Origin of the sequence: Devosia submarina (assembly GCF_003056345.1) — a bacterium.
GTDB lineage: Bacteria > Pseudomonadota > Alphaproteobacteria > Rhizobiales > Devosiaceae > Devosia > Devosia submarina.
Genome location: NZ_PYWB01000018.1, coordinates 11,262 through 27,394, shown reverse-complemented (window position 1 = coordinate 27,394; position 16,133 = coordinate 11,262). Strand labels below are relative to the sequence as shown.

Here is a 16,133-nt window from a genome sequence, read left to right as displayed (position 1 = left end):
AATGCGCCATCGCCGTTGCTCCTTCCCTGGATGCTAGAGGTCAGGTGCGACCTCGACAGCATCGTACATGAAGGGGCTGCAGCTTCTCGATCTCAGATCGCGCCACAGCCGCCGCGATACACCATCTCTCGGTAGCATTTCACAGAAATCTGCCATTCGAAGTGCGGTGGTGCGGATAGCTAATTTGGTGCCGGTAGCGGGTCGTCGTATTTAGGAACAAGATATGAGAAAAGCGACCGCCTCAATGCGGTCAGCTTGTACCACTTTCGTTTTCAACGAAGCCGTTCGATCGGTATGGCCAGAAAACACTGAAGTCTCACATGCCCGACGCTGGCATTAAGACATTGTCAACCAGTGAGATCTTTGCGGAGTTCATTGTCGGCGGCGCTGGTGCGACTTTTCCTCTAAGGAGAATCGCTATGAAATTGCGCTGGCTACTATCCTATGCACTTGTCGCCATTATGTTGGCCGGTTTAGTCGGCCTTGTCGCCTTGTTTCAGTTTGGATTGCGCGCCTATGGCACGGCAACGGCAGAAGAGGCCGTGCAGATTCGAACAGAAGCCCTGAGCGCCTTTATCAGCCGAGCTCTTTATGAGGAGTGGCGCCGCGTCGAGGCACTGGCTGCAAGTCTGGAAGGACGGGTCGGTCCCGGCATCGATCCATCGATGATCGCTTCTCTCGGACAGGATAGGGAAAAGGTATCGTGGATCGGCATTGCTGATTCACGCGGAACAGTGCTGGCTGCCAGTCGCAATATGCTGGTTGAGGAAAACGTGGGGCAACGACCCTGGTTTCAGCAGGGCTTGCAGGGACCCTTCGCAGGCGATGTGCATGAAGCCATCCTCCTGGCGCGCTTGTTGGGCTCCGGCGAAGCAGAGCCACTTCGCTTCGTGGATTTTTCAGCACCTGTTCTGGACAACAATGGGAATGTCAGTGGTGTGCTTGGCGCCCACATCAACTGGCGCTGGGTGCGGCAGTTAGTTGAAGAAGCGGCAGAGCGTCTTCGCCTGGATGTCTACCTCGTCAATCGGTCCGGCACCATCCTGTTGGGCACGGCCAACGTCCAAGAAGAACTCACGCGCTTGAACAGCTTTCAGGCCGCACGCATGGGGCGAGTGGCTACTGACACCGAGGTTTGGCCAGACGGTCAGACCTATTTCACCACGACCCAACCGGAACTGAGCTACAGAACGCTGCCGCCGTTTGGCTGGAGCATGGTGGCGCGTCTGGACTACTCGTTTGTGACCGGCGCGGAACGGCAGTTTCAAACACGCATGCTGCTTGGTCTCGCCGCGTTTCTCCTCGGCGTCGTGGTGCTGTTTGCCCTTATCGCGGCGTTTCTGCTCAGACCCTTGCAGAAGCTTGCTGATAACCTTCTGCTGCTCGCAAAGGGAGAGCCGACGCCCTTTATGCGCGAGCATCGCCGCTTCCGAGAGATCAACGTCCTGTCCGACGCCGTGGCCCTGCTGCAATCGCGTGCGGACCGCCCCGAACGGGACAAGAAGGACGCTTAGTGGATTGTGCCGGCGATGACCCGGCGCAACAACCCAGCGGTGAGCCCGGCCAAGCCTGCGGCGGAGGTCCCGGGCGTACCGCTGCCGGTGTGAAGCTTCTCGATCAGGTCTTCGCGCTGTTCCGGGGTGATCTGTATCTGCGCATCGATTGATGCCGTGAGCGACAGAGTCACGATGCCGTCGATCTTGCCAACGCCCGACACCTCGCAGATAAACGGGGTGCCGATCGGCAGGGAAATGCCGCGGAGCCTCAGCGCCTCGAAATGGATATCGAGGAGCCAGGCGGAGCGGACCTCGTCACCTACCCAGACGCGCACCAACTCTGGACGTGAGCGCAGGATGGAGGCGGTGCGCGGCAGCTCGATGCACACGAGCATGGTGCCGCCGAGCACCAGGAGATTGTAGATCGTCCAGAACAGGATCACGACCTTGCCTTCGCCAGCATGGGCGTCAAACAGGTAATCAGACGTCAGCCCGATCAAAAGCCCCGTGACGGTGAGAACGAAGAAAGCAACGAAGCGGCGCATAATCGGCCATTGGACAACGATCTTGTCACGATCTCCTCCTTTCATCGTCACCTTGAAGGCATGCCCCTTTGGCCTGAACAGGCCAGTAATGGCGGATACTGAGATTTCCCACGCGCCGACCAGTTGGCTGATGTCGTTAACGATCGGCACGAACATGCCGACCGAGACAAAGTTCAGGTAGACCATTGTTGCCAGGTAGTAGGGCGCGAAAAAGTTGATGACATCCGCCAGCCGTGCGTCGACCACCGTCACGCCAAAAAACCAGTAAAGCAGGGGAAAAACGATGCAGGCGAGCCTGAAGGGGAAGGTCGTCAGCCAATAAAGGCAGGAATCAAGAACACTCCACCGGTCGCGCAGGCGCAAGGCCTTCGGGCTGAGCGGACCAGCATCGGTGTGCATGATCTGCATAAGGCCCAGGCACCAGCGAGAGCGCTGGGTAATGTATTCCTTGAGGCCCTCCGGTGCCAAGCCTTCGCTGAGCGGTTCATTGAGGTAGACGGTGGAATAGCCGAAGAGCTTGAGTGTGCCGGTGAGCATATAGTCTTCGGTCACGCTGTCGGTGGGGAAGTCACCTATCTTTTCCAAAGCGGTCCACCGCACGACCGAGGAGGTGCCGCAGCAAACCGCTATCCCCCAAGCATCGCGCGAGGGCTGCATGTAATCGAAAAAGAACCGCTGCTCGTCTGGATAGGACCGGCTGATACCCAGATTGTGCTGAATGGGATCGGGGTTGAAGAAGTGCTGCGGGGTTTGTACCAGCCCTATGGTCTCGTCTGCAAAGAGAGCCAGAGTGCGGGTCAGGAAATCATGGTGCGGCACGAAATCAGCATCGAGTACCGCGACGAAATCAGGGGCTTCCCCTTTGCGCCGCGCCTCGCGCAGGAAGTGGTTTATGTTGCCTGCCTTGCTATGCAGATTGTCCGGGCGGGTCACATGCTCAACGCCCATGGCACGACAGCGCTCTTCAAGCCAGTCGCGGCGTCCGTCATCGAGCACATGAATGGTCTTGTTGAAATATTTGCAGGCCAGAGCACCGGCTATGGTCCGCTCGAGAACAGTCCATTCCTCGTTATAGGTGGCGATGACCACAGCTACCCTTGGCTGGCGCGTTGTCACCCAGCTCAGATTACGATCGGCGTCATCACTGCGGCTGCGATGCCGCGAAAGAACAAGGAACGCCGAAAGACTGGACAGGGCTGTGGCAGCTTCAATGGCAAAAAACAACCAGCTGGCCAGCGCATCTGCGGTGAACCCAAAGGGCGCCAGCGTTTCGGCAAACCGCCAGACCAGGTAGCGCAGGCTGAAAAACACTGCGAGCGCCATGACGGCAAGCCGTAACCATGTGTTCTCGCGCGAAAGCCAAGGCAGTGCAGTGATGCCGATGCCGATTACCAGAAGGCTTGGAACCCAGACCAGCAGCCATTCGGGAAGAATAATCATCAAAGGCCGATCGCCGACAGCCACTCACCCAAGCCTGAAAGCGGGCCGGAGCTGAAGATTACCCGACCAGTCTTGCCCAGCGGGCAAGCCCCATTTTCTGTTAGGCCAGGCGCCGCCAGCAGGACGGAATAGCCTTCCAGCAACCGTTCTGTTGGATTGATGGCTAGGGTTTCGAGCAAGGTACGCGGTCCGGTTCCAGCCAGCAGGGCAATACTTGCTTCCATGGCTGGACCATCGTGGAGCCGGAACTGGGCCGCATCGCCTACGGAGAGACGATTATAGAGCCGTTGATCAACACTGGCATGAATAAACGGAGATGAGCAGTCGGCGACTTGGGCGACCGTATCGCCCAATGCGACGAACTCGCCGGAAAAGCTGGAAATGCTCCAGACAACGCCGCTGACCGTCGAGCGCAAGGCGCCCGCCTGCCCGCTCAGCTGCGCAGCGCGCTTTTCTTCCAAGAGCCGGTCAAGGGCAGCGGCACGTGCTTCGAGACGGGCAAGGCTTTCGCCTTGCATTTGGCCGCTTGTGCCGACGGTATCGATGTCTGCACCGGCAATGGCGCGGGCCTGCTCAAGGCCATTAAGGGATGTTGCATCTGCAACGCGGCCGGTGACATTGCCCATGACTTCATTAAGCGCCACCCGGCCACCAACTGGTGCTGTGGCCAGCTGCAAGGTGCCTTGAACTGGGCTCCTTACGGCCGCAAGACGTGTGTTCACGTAAGCGTCCCCGCTTGAGCCAACCAGCTGTTCTCCGATGATAATATAAAGGGCGAAGACGACAGCCAGCGCGCCAAAAATGCGGAGGGCGAACTTCATGGTGCAAGGTCCTTTGGCTGGAATCGGCAGATCAGTTTGCCCGAACTAGGCTGATCGAAGCATTTCTGAAAACCGCTAAAATTGCATCGTTCAATTTGACCTGACGGAAAATGAGTTCGGCCATGATCACGCGTATCAGGGGAGCCGATCTTGCTTAAAGTCGTCCGTGTTCAATTTGTATCTTCCATGCTCGTCGGCGCCGCCATTGTTATCGTCCTGGGGGCTGCATTCCTCTTTATCGCCCGGCACGGCAGCCCAGCCTGGCTGGCAGGGTATGAGCGCGAAATCTTCATCAAACTCGCCCTCGCAACCGTAGCCCTGACATTGCTGGATGTTCTCTGGCGGGTTGAAACGCCGGCACGGGAAGAAGCGAAAACTCAGACTTCGCCGGATGAAGGCTGAACAACGCCCGTTCGCTCCGCCACCATATAGGCAAGCTCAGCATGTGATGGAATGGGGGAACCGGCATCGTTCGCCGAGCGCCGTGTATCCGACCCAATCCACTTCCATGCTCAAGGGCTGGCCCGGAGCCTGGAAGGGGCCCATCCACTCGATGCGAACATCGCTCGACCACAGGTTGAAAAAGATGCTCTGCGGGTGTGAGGGCGTAGGGTTCGGATGCGCCAGTGTGTAAACAGGCGTTCTGTTTACATAGTAGGTAACCCTGCCAGGCTCCCAAACGAACGCATAGTCTGTGAACGCGAGATCGGCGGGTTGGGGCAGCGCAGGCGTTGCGAGCGGCACCTCTTGGGCGTTCACATAACCCGCGGTTTGGACGCGCGAAGGATCTTTCAGCAGAATCTCGAAGTCGATCTCGTCATGCACGGGCCCAATAGGAGGACCGCCATAGGTGAAAAAGGCGGCATTAAGGCCCGAAGCATGCGGGGGTGTTTTGATGCGTGCTTCAAAGATGCCGTAGGTGAAAGCCTGGTGCGTGTGCAGTTCGCCGCAACGATGACTCCGTCCTTCCGCTGCCTGGTTGACTGAAAATCCAATTCGAAGCATGCCACCCCAGACCGCGACTTCTTCCTTGGACCAGCCGCAGTTCTGATGATCTCCATTGGCCCACCCGTCGGACACGGACCAGCGTGTGTAGTCGAGCTCGGAAAAGTCGTCGAAAAAGCTTGGACTGACCGCTTGCTGCTGTGCCGAGGACGGGCCTGCTAAGCTCAAGAGCCCGAGCAAGAGCAAAGCCCCAAGGCGCCGAGTTCTCCGAACAGTCATTTGACTCTGTTCTGACTGTGAGGTTGCGAAAGCACCGATAACTGGTCGCTTAGGCCCGCTGGCAAATGAAGTGCGATTATGATTTCGGCGCCACTATGGTTCGGCGAGATGTCGCATGTTGTGACGTTGACACTGATCATGGTGCGCTCCTTTCCGGATACAGAACGACGCTCAAAGGCCATGGTTCACCGGCCTCCGCGTTCTGGTTTGAGGAGGATACTTCCGGAGGCGAGCTCCTGTCTCGTTGATCTGTTCCATTCCCAAGACCATTAGCTTACGACGACGGCAGCTTCCGGAGAAAATTGCTGATGGTCTAAACGCCCGAAAGGGGGCGCTTATTCGCCACACTTGCGCTCCCTTCGAAGCATCAGGCTGCCTCCCAAACCCTATTGAGTATTTTCGCGGCGATTGCCGCCTTGTCCTGCGGCAGAAAGCGCCCGTAGTGTTTTGCTACCATATCAGGCGTGTCCTGAATGGCGTAGCTTGCCTGCTCATATGACCCTGTTTGCTTCAAGATGTGGGTTGCTAGAATGTCGCGGACATTATGCGGACCGTGCGGCAGCAGACCCCTAATGACGCCGCGGCCGGTGTATGGATTGTAAATCCCGTACCGCTGAATGGTCAGGCGCCAAGCTTCGTAAAAGGTGTTCTGGTTATAAGATGCATCGGCACTGGTCCGCTTGACCGACTTGACGAAATAGGTGCCCGGGTCCGCTGCATCGCCAATCAGCCGAGCCCGATGCCGGCCGAGGTAGGCATCGATCATGTCGTAGAGCCCGGCCAAGTCCGGCAGCACTAGCCGAAACGGCTTCGACCCAAAGAACGACGACGTCGAATTTTTGAAGGCGACCGCAGGGATCAGTACTTCCCAGCCTTGCTCGCGATCGCTCCAACGCAGCTCGCCGCGCTTTCTGTCCTCAAGATGCCGCTCCGATGTCGGCATCCGCCCCCGCGGGCATACAAGGAGCTCGCGCAGATTCCGCTGCCGCAGCCCGAGGTGTATGCCCAAACGCAGGAGCAGGAACGATCTGACGGCCTCCGCAGCGGCACGTGGATACCGACGCTCATCAGGCATCAAGCGCACGATCTCCTCGGTAATCTTGCGGTATTCGCCGACCGGGCTGTCGGCCTCAAGCACCGGCAGGATGGGCTCAAACGGATCACGGTGGATGCGGGCGACTCGCTGAATTTCTTTAATGCGGTGCCGGGCATGCTTGTGGAAGGTCTCGCAAGCTGCGTCCCAATCCTTCCGGGCCACCTGGATGTCCTGCTCGGAGATGAGGCCATGAATGGGTCGAAGTCGATTAGCCAGCGCAGGCGTCTGCCGTATCCAACCGGTGTCCGCACGGGTCATTCCCAGGACAACGCTCAGCATGTCGACTTCCCATTTCGTGTAAAATCCGCGCCGACGCTCCCGCCATTGCAGGTACCAGTCCCACACCGCTGGAAACACCAGCATCGCGAAGCAAAGACTATCGAGCGGCACGCCGCAGCCCTTGACCGTGCTCCGGGGGTCCGACGCCAACGAGCCGAACATGAGGCTGAGGTGCTCGACCTTCTGCGACGCCGTCTCTTCGTTCCAGACGCCGTTGCGCTGGAAACCGAACGCGGTCAGCGTCGCCGTCTTAAAGCGCAGGAGCTCGTTCATCTCCTGGTCCAACGCGGCCGGCGCATCGACCACCGCCGACTCCAATTCGGCATCCAGGTCATCAAGGTGGACATCCAGATTGTCGTTCGCGGTGACCGGCTTGCGCTTGCGTCCCAGAAAAGCGGTGAAGCGCACGGCATATTTCTGCTTCATGGCTTCGGCCTGATAGTGGCGGTAATCGGTAGATCCGGTGATGATGACGCGACGCACCCAAGTCAGGATCTCGTCCTGTTCCGTTCTTGATCGGCTCAGGAAGTCATCGGGCAGGTGCCACGCCAGCTGCCTGCGTTCATGTGCAGGAATCCCCTCAAGTCCACGGCCGTGTGTCGCCCCTCCGCGGTTCGGCATCTTGGACTTGAAGTAGCCCTCGGGCAGCCGATAGCGTCGTTCGATCTTTGCTAGGACGGCAAGGCTCTGCACCGTGCGTGGGACCAGCTGACCAGTGCACCACTTCATCAGGGTCCGTTAGTCGTTAGCATTGCCGTTGCTATTCAACGCAATGAACAGGTGCCGAACCGTGTCGCCGTGGCGTCTCATTTGTAAGTTCAGGGCGTCTGAAAAGGTCTCGGGTTCATCCCATTCGGTCCATAGCGGTTCCGGGAATTCGACGATGACCTTTGGCTTCGGACCCCGCTTACGCGGTGCCGACTTATCTGGCGCCGCTGACGCTCCAGAGCGGGAACGCGAGCGGGCCGTTGACGTCTTTATGGCTAGAGTACCTTCCGGTGGCGTCCGAAGGGAAGGCGCCAAATCCTGCATGGAAACGGCACGCGATACGGCATCAAAGATTGGCTGGAGCTGATGCCGGGCGGCTTGCAGCCGGTTCTTCTCGATGCCGGCGGCAACGCCCACCTGTGCTCAGTCGATCCAACGACCTCGATATGGAGGGAAGGCCAGCAGCTGGAGGAGATCGGTGAGGTACTTGCACACCGCGGATCGCTCGCTTTCCTCAAGAACTTGCACCAGCCGAAGCCGGCAAAAATCGGAGATCATTCGCGGGGTCAGGGCAGCTTTAGGCATCGGCGTGACACGTTCAGGATTTTGAGCGCACGCAAATGACCGAGTCGATTTAACGAGAGCTTTATGGGTGCAGATGGGTGCTGATAGCTACAACTGAGAACAGCCCCCTTGGCCTCAATAGCGTGCCTGTTCTCAGGTCCGCTCTTGGGAGGGGGCAACGGTACGGCTAACGACCGCAATGGGGCGCCTTTCGGACCGACTTTTTTTCGTATTGTTCTCCCAGCCACTGGGTGCTTGTGCATCGAGGGACTTAAGAAACACCAAGATCACGGCGTGAGTACCGTCGTTGCATGGTCAAACAGAAACTGCGCGGCGCTCTCGGTATCATCGCGCCGACGGCAGGCGAAGTACTCCACATCGGGAATTGACGAGGTCGGAAGGTCGAGAATTTCGAAGGAAAACGCATTGGGACTATCGCTAATTGCGATAGACATAACAAATCCAACTGCCATGCCATCGGCCACTAGACGGAGAATAGCATCGGTGGAGTTGCTTCCGCTGAGCTGAAAATCCGCCAGCCCCTGGGTTTTCAGGAAATCGAACAGCTGGCCATAGACCGCGGAAGACTTTCCATAGGTCAGCACCGGAACCGAAAAAATGTCCGAAAGACTGTTGACCGTCAGGCGCGAACTCAGTCGCTTGCCGATGACCCATTGATAGCCATAGCGGGCTACGGGAGCCGACACTAGTTCCGGGTCCGCAATGGGCCCGATTGCGAGAATGAAGTCGATTTCGCCATTGAGCAGAAGCTGTTTGAGAATGATCGAGCGATCGATGTGAAGCTCAACCTGGATACAGGGAAACTCTCGATATACCTCTCCGATCAGGGTAGAGGCCCAGCGCTGCACCAGAGCGCTCGGGATGCCGATGCGAACGCGCCTTACCCGCTGACCAACCTGATCACTGCCGGCCCGGCGCATTTCCGTCGCCAGATCGAGCATTTTCTCAGCCTGATCCAGCAAACGAAATCCCGCTGGAGTGAGCCTCGTCGGGCGTGAGCCTCGGTTGAACAAATCGACCCCGAATTCGCCTTCCAAAGCTGCGATACGCGCTGAAATGGCGGGCTGGGTGGCGTTCAGGCGCATGGATGCTGCCCTGAAACTCCCAAGTCTGGCTATCGCGACAAAAGCCTCAAGCTGACGAAACTCCACGATGCATCATCCAATATTTTGATACTGCGACATAGAATATATAGATTTGACAGTATGTCTAACATTTTCTTAGCGTGAGGAAACGTTAGCTTTTCGGGACGAGATCAGTGGAACGGCCTGACCATCAACAGCGCGAAATCAAACTTAAACTGCACGACGTGCATAAGAGCTACAACAACCTGCATGCGCTTCGGCCGACCTCGCTCGAGGTGCGTACGGGGGAGTTCGTCACCCTGCTCGGTCCGTCCGGCTCGGGAAAGACTACGCTTCTTTCCATTATCGCGGGCATCAACTTCCCGGACGGCGGAATGGTCGAGATCGGCGGGGTCGATGCAACCTACCTGCCATCGCGCAAGCGCGATATCGGCGTCGTGTTCCAGAACTACGCGCTTTTCCCGCATCTGTCGGTCTTTGAGAATATCGCCTTTCCGCTCCGCATGCGGGGGATGGCCGCCACCGAAATCGACATCAAGGTTCGTCGCGTCCTCGAAACCGTCAACCTGGCCACTGTAGGCGATCGTCTGCCGTCCGAGCTGTCTGGCGGGCAGCAGCAGCGCGTCGCCTTCGGCCGCTGCGTCGTCTATGAGCCGTCGATCATTCTGATGGACGAGCCGCTCGGGGCTCTGGACAAGCGCTTGCGCGACAGCATGCAGGAGGAGATCAAGCGACTCCACCGCCAGCTGGGCACGACGATTGTCTATATTACCCATGACCAGACCGAAGCTCTGACGCTTTCAGATCGCATCTGCCTGATGAACCAGGGCGCGATCGTTCAGAGCGGGGCGCCGCGGGCCATGTATTTCGCGCCGGAATCCCGCTTCGCCGCGGACTTCTTCGGAATCGCCAATATCTTCGCGTATCGGCAGACAGATACCGATGGCACGGTCGAGATCGCGGATCTGCAGGTCACGGGCAAGCCCGGACGGGACGTTGCCGCCAACGGCCAGATGATGGTCCGGCCGCAATGTTTCGCCTTTGCCGACGGTCCGGACGACCGGCCCAGCGTGCCCGGAAGGATCGCCAGCTTGGAGCAATACGGCCTTTATTCCCAGTACGGAGTGATCCTGCCATCGGGCAAGGCCGTTACCGTCCAGCGGCTGACCGACAGTGCATCCTCATCCTGGGCCGTGGGCGACTAGGTGCGGCTGCAGTGGTCCTGGGCAGATACCAGCTTCTTCGTGGAGTGATCCCATGGCCCGGTCGCCCATCTTTTCAACCGCCGCAGCTGGGAATCTTCTTGTCCTTCCGACCATCGGCTTCCTGCTCGTATTCATGATCTGGCCGATTGGTCAGATGCTGTCCCTGGCGTTTCTCGACTCGGCTTCCAACTTTACCTTCAACAACATCGGTGCCGCCCTCTTCAGCCCCACTGTGCTGCGGACATCGACCACGACACTGAGCATTGCGCTGATCTCGGCGGTGCTTTGCACCCTTATCGCCTATCCGATCGCGCTCTACCTTTCGCGCCGCACCGGACGCGTGTTCGCGCTCCTGATGATCATGGTTCTGATCCCGTTCTGGATCAGCGTCCTGGTGCGGACTATCGCCTGGTTCTTAGTGTTCGGCCAAAACGGGGTGATCAATGGCACGCTGACCAGCCTCGGGCTGACCGGTGAAGCCTGGCAAATGCTCTATACGCGCGGTGCCGTCATCACGGGCATCGTGCATGCCATCGCGCCAATCTCGGTGCTGACCATTCTCGGCGCCATGCAGAATGTCGATCCGCGGCTCGCCGCCGCATCGGCATCACTCGGCGCCAGTCCGGCGCGTCACTTCTGGCTGGTCTATTTTCCGCTGACCAAGAGTGGCGTCGCGGCGTCATTCATACTCGCCTTCGTTCTCAGTCTCGGTATCTTCGTGCAGCCCACACTTCTGGGATCGCCGCGTGAGACGATGATCGCACAGGTGATCATCCAGCAGATCGACGAATTGTTTAACTGGAACATGGCGGCGGCCATTGCCATCGTCTTCCTCGTCCTGGCGCTGCTGATCGTCGTCATTGCAGACCGGGTGTTCGGCATCAGCCTTGCCGGACGGCCGACACGCCAAGCCGGCGCCCGGCGCGGTCGGCTGCATGCGCTGCAGCAGGCTGCGTCGCGTCGCATGCTCATGCTCCTCGCAACATTGACAGGGCCATTCTTCGGCAGCGGCGCGCCGGCTCCGCCGGGCAAGGCCCGGGCGCGATTCAATGCCACCGCGATCCTTGCGATCATCGGCCTCGTCTGGCTGGCGGCACCGGCACTCTTTCTGATCCCCGTGTCGGTTACAGACTCCAATTTCCTCGAATGGCCGCCGCGCGGTTTCTCGCTGCGCTGGTACGAGGCCTATTTCACCTCCTCGATCTGGATCGATGCGACGCTGCGCTCCATCATCGTGGGCCTCGTCACTGCCTCAGTATCCATCGTGCTTGGCATTCCAGCGGCAATGGCGCTGTCCCGCGGCGAAGTCTCCGCCAAGCCGATAGTGATGGGGCTGGTTCTCCTGTCGCTTGCGATCCCTAATATCCTGCTTGCTCTGGCGATGTTCTACGTTTTCTCGACACTTGGACTCGTTGGCACCGATCTGGGCCTCGTCATCGGCCAGACCGTCTTTGCCGTGCCATATGTGATCGTCGCCATGGTTGCTGCCTTCGGCAACTACAACTGGCAGCTCAATACAGCTGCCGGAACACTGGGTGCGGGCGGCTTGCGCACCTTCTGGATTATCACGATGCCCATCGTCCGAGTTGGCGTGGCGTCATCCTTCGTCTTCGCGTTCATCCGCTCCTTCGAGGAGTTGTCGGTGGCCATGTTCATCAGTTCGGGCCTGTCGACCACCCTGCCCAAGCGCATCTGGAGCGAGGCGCATTTCAATATCTCCCCAACCCTGGCTGCCGTCTCCACCGTGCTGATCATAGGGGTCACAACAATCGTCCTTTCCGTGGAGTTCTTCACCCGCCGCGCCAAAGCCACCACTCAGAAAGGCATGTCCCATGGCTAGACTTCTCAAGGATCTATCTCGCAGGCAATTTCTCAAGACCGCTGGCAGTGCGACCGCAGTGGCCCTGGCGGCTCCCGCCTTCATCCGCTCGGCCTCAGCCGCCGACATGCTGGCGATCGGGGATGCCGGCGGCGCCTATACCGCAGCCTGGACCAAAGCCTTCTACGAGCCATTCCAGGCAGAGACCGGGGTTGCCGTGATCCCGGTCGAACGCCGGGACAATCCTGCCGCCGAAGTGCGCGCCGTAGTCGAAACCGGCAACTACCGCTGGGATCTCTGCGCTTCGATTGGGCAGGACGTCGCCCATACTCTGGTCGAGAATGATCTGCTCGAGCCGCTCGACCTGTCGAGCGATGATGTCGCCGCCATTCCCGATACCATGAAGGACGATCATTTCATCGCGTCTGACGTCGCTGCCTTCATCCTCGCCTATCGCACCGATGCCTTCCACCGCGAGATCACTTCGTACGCGGACATGTGGGATGTGGAAGGCTTTCCCGGCCGCCGCGGCATGCGGCAGTTCGCGCGCGACACCATACAGATCGCGCTCCTGGCCGATGGTGTGCCGCTCGCCGAAATCCCGACGGTACTCGCCGACGAGGCCGGGTGGGCTCGCGCATTCGCTAAGCTCGACGCGATCCGGCCCAATGTCGATGTCTGGTGGTCCTCCGCCTCGCAGACTCCCACGCTTCTGCAGACGCGTGAAACCGATATCTGCCCGACCTTCAATTCGCGCGCGCAAAGCGTGATCGATGCCGGCTCGCCGGTGAAGATCGTCTGGAACGGCGGGTTCTTCACCAATTTCGGCTGGGTCATCCCCAAGGGCAGCCCTAAGGCGGATCTCGCCCGGCAGTTCATCAGCTTCTGTGCCGATCCCGAGCGGCAGGCCGTGGCCTGCGGCGAAATAGGAATCGGTCCCTCCAACCCGGGCGCGTTCGACTTCATCGACCCCGCCCGCAGCGCGTCCCTGCCGACATTGCCGGAAAATCTCGCCCAGATGGGTCCGCTGGACTTCCGGTTCTGGGGCCCTGTCCAGGAGCAGGCAGCCGAACGCTTCAACAACTGGCTTCTGAGCTGATTTCCGATGGCGGACGCTCCGGCGCCCGCCTGTCCAAACCGACCGAGTTCCATCATGCAGCCCTACTATGTAGCCCGGCTGGGCGCCGTTACGCGTCCGGACCTTCTCGCCTATAGCGAGAACCGCCACATCCAGCGCGAACTCCGCCAGTATCGGGAGTTTGTGTGGATCGATCTGGCCCATGCCGTGATGCTTGGCGAAACCGGCGTCGTTACTGAGGAGACGGCTGCGCGTCTGGTTGATGGAATCCAGCGGCTGCATATTGGCGAAACCCATCCCGAGGACCGCTACACCGATGCGGTCTCCGGCAGCTTGCTACTCCAGATGGAAGAGCAATTGGCCGGACTGGTCGGAAAGGATGTTGCCGGCCAGCTGCATACGGCGCGCAGCCGGCTGGACCAGGGCCCTGCAGCACGACGGCTCTACAAGCGCAGGCGCTGTCTCGATATCGTTGATGCGCCGGCCCAAGCCTCGGTGACGCTTGGGGAGATCTCCGGGCAGCACGTGGCCACGCTGATGCCCGGATATACCTGCCTGCAACATGCTCACCCCACGACCTTCGGGCATTATCTGAGTGCCGTCGTCGACCGCCTGCTCGAACAGGGCGAGCGGCTGACCGAGTGTTACGCCCGCGTCAACCGCAACCCACTTGGCGCAGTGGGCCTCTCGGGCACCACCTGGCCGATCGACCGGGGCCGGACTGCCACTCTTCTTGGCTTCAGCGGCGTCGTGTCCAATGCGCGCCGTTGCCGGTACGCCTACTACGCGACCGAAATCGTCGCAATTCTCGCTACCATCATGAGCGTGCTCTACGATCTCGCCACCGATCTGTGTACCTGGTCGAGCAGCGAATTCGCGCTGGTCGAGATCGATGCCGGCTTCTGCAGCACCAGCAGCGTCTTTCCCATCAAGAAGAACCCCACGGCGCTCGACTCGCTGCGGGCAAAGGCAGGCGCGGCAACCCAGTGGTTCGGGACGACCCTTGCAGGCTTCAGGGGCACCGGCACATCCGATGTGGTAATGCAGGAAGCGGAACTGCTCGACGAGGCTTTTGAGTTCACCGAAAGTTCGCTCGCACTGGTGGCAGAAATCGTCGCCACGCTCACCGTCCGTCAGGACCGTATGGAGCAGGCGGCCCGCTCAAGCTGGGCCACCATCGGCTTCTTCGCCGATTGGCTGTTCCGCATCAAAGGGGTTCCATACCGGAGCGGTTATACGCTGATGGCGACCGTCGTCCGTCACTGTGCCGAGCGAGGCTTGGGGCAGCGGGACGTCGATGCAGCTGCCGTGCATGCGGCGGCAAACGAGATCGGGCTGTCGCTCCACCTTACCGATGCGGAGGTTCGCGCGGCACTCGACCCGGCGCGCTTCGTCGAGGCCGCGAGGTCCGAGGGCGGTTGCAGCTCACAATCCATGCAGGAACTGACGCGCCGCTACCGCGCCGAGAGCCTGAAGCTCGATCAATTCGTCAGCACCGAGCGCAAACGCGCAGAAGCGGCCTGGCTTGCCACGATCGTGGCGGCCAAGGACCTTACGGACAAATTCAACCTGAAAAGAGAACAAGCATGACGACTATACGCGCGATCGAGGTCCGGGAAATCGCGGCGGACCTGGGCAACGGTTTCAGCGGCGGCACCTATAGCGTCAAACGGCGTGCGGCTCTCCTGTGCCGCATCACCCTCGAGAACGGTCACAAGACGACGGTCTGCGTCGGCAACGAGTCCGAGTACAGCGATTATCTCAAGGCGCAGATCCGCGGTCCGTTCCGCGACAGCATCGTCGGCAAGAGCGTGCTCGATATCGAAAAGCATTGGCAGGCCATGCTTGAGGGCAATACGGCCTATATTCCGCGAGAGGACTTCATCAAGGCGCTGGCGACGGTCGATACGGCGCTATGGGTGATGAAAGCCGAGGAACTGGGTGTGCCGCTCTGGTCGCTGCTTGGCGGCGCGCATGGTCGAGTACGAGTCATCGGCATCGGTGGATACTACGAGACCTCCCGCGATGCCGCTGGCATCGAGCGTGAAATGGCGGAGTACAAGCGCCTCGGCCTTGCCGGCATCAAGTTCAAGGTCGGTGCCGTCTCGCTGGAGGAAGATGCAAAGCGGGTGCGCGCCGCGCGTGAGGCGGCCGGTCCGGACTTCGCGATCGTGGTGGATTCCAACATGGCCTGGACACCCACCGAGGCGGTACGCTTCGCCAATATGATCCGCGACCTCGATCCCGAATGGATTGAAGAGCCGGTGCATCCCAAGAACGTCGTCCGCGGCCTCAAGGAGGTGCGTTACCGCAGTGGGCTGCCGACGGGGGCGGGGCAGAGCGAGATCTCGGTCTTCGATAGCTTCCGGCTGCTGACCTCGGGCTCGGTCGATGTCATCAACATGACCTACAACCGGGGCGGCGGCATCAGTGCCTGGCAGAAGCTCGCCCACGCCGCCGAAATGGTCGACATCCGCGTGGCTCAGGTCGGTGAACCGCATATCAGCATGCACCTGATGGGTGGGGTTGCCAACAGTACTTTTGTAGAGATTTACCCTGAACCGCACCGCGATCCGTTCTGGCACAACCTGTACCGAGGTATTCCGCCAATTGTGAATGGCTACATCGAACTGCCCTCAGCGCCGGGCATCGGCATGGATATCGATCTGGATGAAGCAGAGCGGTACGCAACAGAAGATTGGTCTTAAGTTCGTGACCTGTTGACCCAGCTGAATTGCTAGCTTCGCAACTG

General features: G+C 59.6%; 11 protein-coding genes and 1 pseudogene. 7 read left to right on the top strand and 5 right to left on the bottom strand.

Annotated features, from left to right (window positions below; genetic code table 11):
- Positions 1-419 precede the first annotated feature (419 nt).
- Complete coding sequence (locus DDE77_RS18775) at positions 420-1,514, top strand: cache domain-containing protein (RefSeq protein ID WP_157959953.1); 1,095 nt, start codon at positions 420-422, stop codon at positions 1,512-1,514.
- Here DDE77_RS18775 and DDE77_RS18770 read toward each other — a convergent pair.
- A complete protein-coding gene (locus DDE77_RS18770) occupies positions 1,511-3,481 on the bottom strand; it encodes a glycosyltransferase family 2 protein (RefSeq protein ID WP_108399018.1) in 1,971 nt (656 codons plus the stop codon). The two genes, DDE77_RS18775 and DDE77_RS18770, sit on opposite strands and share 4 nt — an antisense overlap.
- Complete coding sequence (locus DDE77_RS18765; protein ID WP_108399017.1) at positions 3,481-4,302, bottom strand: HlyD family secretion protein; 822 nt, start codon at positions 4,300-4,302, stop codon at positions 3,481-3,483. The genes DDE77_RS18770 and DDE77_RS18765 overlap by 1 nt, the downstream gene beginning before the upstream one ends.
- 150 nt (positions 4,303-4,452) lie before the next feature.
- Between DDE77_RS18765 and DDE77_RS18760 the strand changes: the two genes are divergently transcribed.
- Entirely contained in the window at positions 4,453-4,704 is a 252-nt protein-coding gene (locus DDE77_RS18760; RefSeq protein ID WP_157959952.1) for a hypothetical protein, read from the top strand.
- 36 nt (positions 4,705-4,740) lie between these two features.
- On the opposite strand, the gene DDE77_RS18755 is transcribed toward DDE77_RS18760, so the two are convergent.
- The 3 genes and pseudogenes from DDE77_RS18755 to DDE77_RS18745 all read right to left on the bottom strand — a co-directional run bounded on the left by DDE77_RS18755 (position 4,741) and on the right by DDE77_RS18745 (position 9,345).
- Positions 4,741-5,475 carry a family 16 glycosylhydrolase gene (locus DDE77_RS18755; RefSeq protein WP_157959951.1) on the bottom strand — a complete coding sequence of 245 codons (735 nt, stop codon included), beginning with the start codon at positions 5,473-5,475 and terminating at the stop codon, positions 4,741-4,743.
- Between the two features lie 418 nt (positions 5,476-5,893).
- Positions 5,894-7,933 (bottom strand): annotated as a pseudogene (locus DDE77_RS18750) (hypothetical protein).
- A 527-nt stretch (positions 7,934-8,460) separates the two neighbouring features.
- Positions 8,461-9,345, bottom strand: a complete 885-nt coding sequence (locus DDE77_RS18745; protein ID WP_108399014.1) for a LysR family transcriptional regulator — start codon at positions 9,343-9,345, stop codon at positions 8,461-8,463.
- Between the two features lie 107 nt (positions 9,346-9,452).
- On the opposite strand from DDE77_RS18745, the gene DDE77_RS18740 reads away from it, so the two are divergent.
- The 5 genes from DDE77_RS18740 to DDE77_RS18720 are packed head-to-tail and all read left to right on the top strand — an operon-like array spanning position 9,453 to position 16,089.
- Entirely contained in the window at positions 9,453-10,484 is a 1,032-nt protein-coding gene (locus DDE77_RS18740) for an ABC transporter ATP-binding protein (protein ID WP_245895400.1), read from the top strand.
- 52 nt (positions 10,485-10,536) lie between these two features.
- Positions 10,537-12,324, top strand: a complete 1,788-nt coding sequence (locus DDE77_RS18735; protein WP_108399013.1) for an ABC transporter permease subunit — start codon at positions 10,537-10,539, stop codon at positions 12,322-12,324.
- Positions 12,317-13,402 carry a polyamine ABC transporter substrate-binding protein gene (locus DDE77_RS18730; protein WP_108399012.1) on the top strand — a complete coding sequence of 362 codons (1,086 nt, stop codon included), beginning with the start codon at positions 12,317-12,319 and terminating at the stop codon, positions 13,400-13,402. Before DDE77_RS18735 ends, DDE77_RS18730 begins: the two co-directional genes overlap by 8 nt.
- Before the next feature lie 54 nt (positions 13,403-13,456).
- Positions 13,457-14,971, top strand: coding sequence for an argininosuccinate lyase (locus DDE77_RS18725; RefSeq protein ID WP_170116551.1), 1,515 nt, complete (start codon positions 13,457-13,459; stop codon positions 14,969-14,971).
- Positions 14,968-16,089, top strand: coding sequence for a mandelate racemase/muconate lactonizing enzyme family protein (locus DDE77_RS18720; protein WP_108399010.1), 1,122 nt, complete (start codon positions 14,968-14,970; stop codon positions 16,087-16,089). Before DDE77_RS18725 ends, DDE77_RS18720 begins: the two co-directional genes overlap by 4 nt.
- Positions 16,090-16,133 lie beyond the last annotated feature (44 nt).